We start from the raw sequence: 4,684 nt of genomic DNA, 5'->3' as shown, positions 1-4,684 counted from the left end.
CCGCACCGGGAAGATGCTGGTAAACCAGCCGACCGTGCGCGACAGATCGACCTCGTCGAAGAGATCTTCGCGTCCGTGGCCTTCCAGATCGAGCCGCAGCACCGGCGATTGCGCCCACTGCGCCCAGGCCAGCGCCAGCGCGGTCAGCAGCACATCGTTGATCCGGGTGCGATAGGCGCGCGGCACCTCATGCAGCAGCGCGTGCGTGTCGGCGGCGCTCAGGACCAGCTCCAGATGCTCGGTCGTCGCCGGGATACTCGGTCGATCCCGGCGATCGACCGGCATGGACGGCACGGGATGACCAGCGACCCGCAACCAATACGCCAGCTCGTCGTGGAGCGCCGCTGATTGGGCATAGCTCACGAGGCGCTCGGCCCACGCTTTGAACGAGGTCGTCTTGGGGGGCAGCGTGACGGCAGCCTGCTGGCGGAGCTGGGTGTAGGCGCTCTGGAAATCTTCCAGCAGGATCGGCCACGAGACGGCATCGACGGCGAGGTGATGGATCACGACCAGCAGGCGTCCGGGCCGCTGCGCTCCCAGGTGCAGGTAGGCGACGCGGATCAGTGGGCCGCTGCTGAGATTGAGGCTGGTTTGAATCTCCGTCGCGGCGACCGTGATCGCGCCCGGCTGCTCGGTGGCAGGGATGGCAGATAGATCGATCACGCGCGTGAGCGGCCCATCACGCAGCGCGCGGTAGAGCGCGACGATCTGCTGCTGCCAGCCGGTGGGCGCCGGCGTAATGCGCAGCCGCAGCGCATCGTGGTGGGCGACGAGGTGCCGGACGGCCTGTTCCAGCAGCGCGGGATCGAGCGGCTGCTGGACCTGAAGCAGCACCGCCTGATTAAAGTGGTTCGGCTCCATCAGGTCCAGCGCGAAAAAGTGATGCTGAATCGGCGTCAGCGGGACCGGACCCGTGACGATTCCCTGCTCAGCCACCGTCAGCAGCGGCGTGCCAGCCACCGCCGCGAGCTGCGCGATCGTCGGGTGCTGGAAGATCTGCCGGGGCGTCAGGTGCACACCGGCCTGATGTGCCCGCGCGATGATCTGGATCGTCAGGATCGAATCACCGCCAAGCGCGAAGAAATGATCATGGATGCCCACCCGGTCGAGCCGCAGCACATCGGCCCAGATCGTGGCGAGCACGGCCTCCGTCGGGCTGCGCGGCGCGACGTAATCCGTCTCGATCGTGAGACGGCTGGCGTTCGGATCGGGCAGCGCCGCGCGGTCGACCTTGCCGTGCGCGTTCAGCGGCAGCGCTGGGAGCACCACAAAGGCGGCGGGCACCATGTACGCGGGAAGCGCGCGCTGGAGCGCCTGCTGGAGGTCCTCCAGCGTGAGCGCGGCCTCTACCTCCGGCACCACATAGGCCACCAGCCGAGCGTCGCCGGAGGAGTCGTCGTGGACGATCACCGCTGCATCCTGGACCGCAGGCTGCTGCCGGAGCACGCCCTCGATCTCGCTCAGCTCGATCCGGAAGCCGCGCAGCTTGACCTGCGCATCCCGGCGGCCCAGGAATTCGACCGTGCCGTCGGCCCGGTAGCGCGCCAGGTCGCCGGTGCGATACCAGCGCTGCCCGTCGACTACAACGTATTTTTCCGCTGTCAACTCCAGCTGGTGCCGGTAGCCGCGCGTCACGCCGCCGCCGCCGAGGTAGATCTCGCCAATAACGCCGATCGGCACGAGTCGCTGGTGTGGATCGTAGAGCCGGAGCTGGCTGTTGGGCAGTGGTCGCCCGATCGGGTGGCCGCTCACGGCCTCGTCGCGCGGTACGGCGTAGCTCGTACAGATGATCGTCGCCTCGGTCGGGCCATACAGCACGGTGATCGCCGCCTGCGGGAAGATCGCCTGCATCGCGGGGAGCAGGTCCGGCGGCACGGCCTCGCCGCCGACGAAGACCTGGCGCATAGCGGCGAAGGCCGCTGGTGGGAGCTGGCGGTCGTGGATCGCGCGCACGATCTGGCGCATCAGGCTGGGCACCGTGTGCAGCCGGGTACACGCGCGCAGCGTCTCGACGAACTGCGGCAGATCGAGCACCTCGGCCTGCGTCAGGATGCGCGCCGTGCCGCCGACGAGCAGCGGCGAGAACAGCTCGAAGAGCGCAATGTCGAAGGCGACCGAGGCAATCCAGGGCATGATGTCGTCGGCCTGGAAGCGGAAGCGTTCCTGGCTTGCGAGGAGCGTATTGCTCAGGCTGCCATGCTCGACCTGCACGGCTTTGGGTCGGCCGGTCGTGCCGGAGGTGTAGATCAGGTAGGCCAGATCGTTAGCCTGGTGGTCGGTCGCGGGCGCGGTGCTCGGCAGCGGCGCGATGGAGGGCCAATCGGCGTCCAGACAGACGAGCCGCGCCTGGTGCTGGGGCAGGCCGGGGGCTAGCGTCTGCTGGCTGAGCAGCACAGGCACCTGCGCGTCCGCCAGCATGAACTGAAGCCGCTCGGCGGGATAGGCCGGATCGAGGGGCACGTAGGCACCGCCCGCCTTGAGAATGCCGAGCAGCCCGACGACCAGATCGAGCGAGCGGTCAAGGTAGAGGCCGACGCCGACCTCGCCCTGTGGGCACCCGCCGACGCCGAGCCGCCGGAGGTGGTGCGCAAGCTGGTTGGCGCGCTGATCGAGGGCGCGGTAGGTGAGCGTCTCCGCGCCGCAGACGAGCGCCACGGCGTCGGGCGTGCGCGCCGCCTGCGCGGCGAAGAGGTGATGAATCGCGGTGTCTGTGGGGAACGCCGTGGTCGTAGCATTCCATGACATCAAGAGGCGTTGTTCGGCCTCGGTCAGCAGCGGCACAGCGCCGAGGGGCTGATCGGGATCGGCGGCGAATCCGGCGAGCAGCGTCTCCAGATGGCCGAGCAGCCGATCGATGCGCTCGCGGTCGAAGCGCTGGCTGTCGTAGTTGAGCCGGAGCGTTAATTCCTGTCCGGGCACCGCCGCCAGCGTGAGCGCATAATTGCTTTGCTCGATCGTTCGCACGTCTGAGATCGCCAGCCCAATGTCGGCGCGCCGCGCAGCTGTGAGCGAGGCAATCGGGTAGTTCTCGAAGACGACGATGCTCTCGAATAGCGGCTGGCCCTGCGGCACGTCGCTCCAGCGCTGGACCTGCGCCAGAGGGCTGTACTCGTACTGGCGCAGCTCCAGCAGCACGGCCTGCACCTGCGCCAGGTAGCGATGAACGGTGTCATTCGCGCCGACCTGAACTCGTACCGGCAGCGTGTTGATGAAGAGGCCGACCATCTCCTCCACGCCTTCCAGCTCCGGCGGGCGGCCCGACACTGTCGCACCGTAGACGATGTCTTGCTCCCCGCTGTAGCGGCTGAGCAGCAGCGCCCATGCGCCCTGCACGAGCGTGCTCATCGTCAGGCCGTGCTGGCGGGCGAGGCGCTCCAGCGCGGCGGTCGTCGCCCGGCTCAGGGTCATCTCGCCGGTCATCTGGCTGGCGGCGCTTGCGTCGCCGGAGGAACGTCGCTCCACGCCCAGCGGCGTGGGAACGCAAAAACCCCGGAGCAGGTGCCGCCAGAACGTTTCCGCCCGCGCGAGATCCTGGCGGTGCAGCCAGGCGATATAGTCGCGGTAGGGCCATGGACGCGCCAGTTCGAGGCGTTGCCCGTGGCGCAGGGCGGCATAGGCGGCGAAGACCTCACGCAGCACCAGCGGCACCGACCAGCCATCGAGGAGCAGATGGTGATAGCTCCACACAAAGTCGTAGCGCTCGGTCCCGACCTGAAATAACGCCAGACGCACCAGGGGCGCTGCTCCGAGCGCAAAGCCACGCCGCCGATCCTGCGCCAGGCATGTCGCCAGGTGCGCTGCCTGGTCGTCTCGGCTCAGGTCGCGCCAGTCTTCGATCTGCCAGGGGAGTGTCACCTGCTGCCGGACGACTTGCAGCGGCGTGTCGATGTCCTCCCAGACAAATCCGGTGCGTAAGATCGGGTGGCGCTCGATGACCATCGCCCACGCCCGCTGGAATGCGTCGATCGCGATTGGACCCTCAAGGCGACAGGCGAGCTGCTCGACATACAGGCCCGTCTCCGACTCGTACAGGGTATGGAACAACATGCCCTGCTGCATCGGCGAGAGCGGATAGATGTCCTCGATCTGCCGCTCGTGCGCAACGATACGATCGAGGAGCGCCTGATCCAGCCGCGCTAATGGGAAATCGGCGGGGGTGTAGCCGTGCGCGTCCGGCGCGCTGCTGTGGGCGATCACGCGCTGGATGGCCGCGCGGTAGGCATCGACCAGACTCGCGATCGTGGCGCGATGATGGATCGCGGCGCTGTAGTCCCAGTTGAGATGGAAGCAGCCATCGAGGACGAATCCTGTCACCTCAAGCAGATAGGTGCGACCATTGCGCGCGCTCTGCACAGGGCCGGGACTCTCGCGTGCTGGCGCGAACAGGCTGTCTTTGGCGATGGCCTGGTCGATCTGGCCCAGGTAGTTGAACGACACCTCCGCCGGGGGCATGCCGGCGAGGGCGGCCTGCATCTCCGGGGGGCCGAGGTAGCGCAGGAGGCCGTAGCCGATGCCATGCTGCGGGATCTGGCGCAGCTGCTCTTTGATCGTTGTGAGCGCCGCGCCGGGCTGCTGCGCCGTGCCCAGGTCGAGCCGCACCGGGAAGATGCTGGTAAACCAGCCGACCGTGCGCGACAGATCGACCTCGTCGAAGAGATCTTCGCGTCCGTGGCCTTCCAGATCG

The 4,684-nt window shown here is 67.8% G+C and carries 1 protein-coding gene; it reads right to left on the bottom strand.

Going from position 1 to position 4,684, the window contains the following annotated elements; genetic code table 11:
* Positions 1-4,684: amino acid adenylation domain-containing protein (locus VFZ66_09315; protein ID HEX6289377.1), on the bottom strand; the 4,684-nt coding region annotated here is incomplete at both ends.

The sequence above is a fragment of the Herpetosiphonaceae bacterium genome (genome assembly GCA_036374795.1).
Classification (GTDB): domain Bacteria; phylum Chloroflexota; class Chloroflexia; order Chloroflexales; family Kallotenuaceae; genus LB3-1.
Note: the sequence above shows the minus strand (reverse complement) of the source record. Positions and strands in the feature narration are given on the sequence as shown.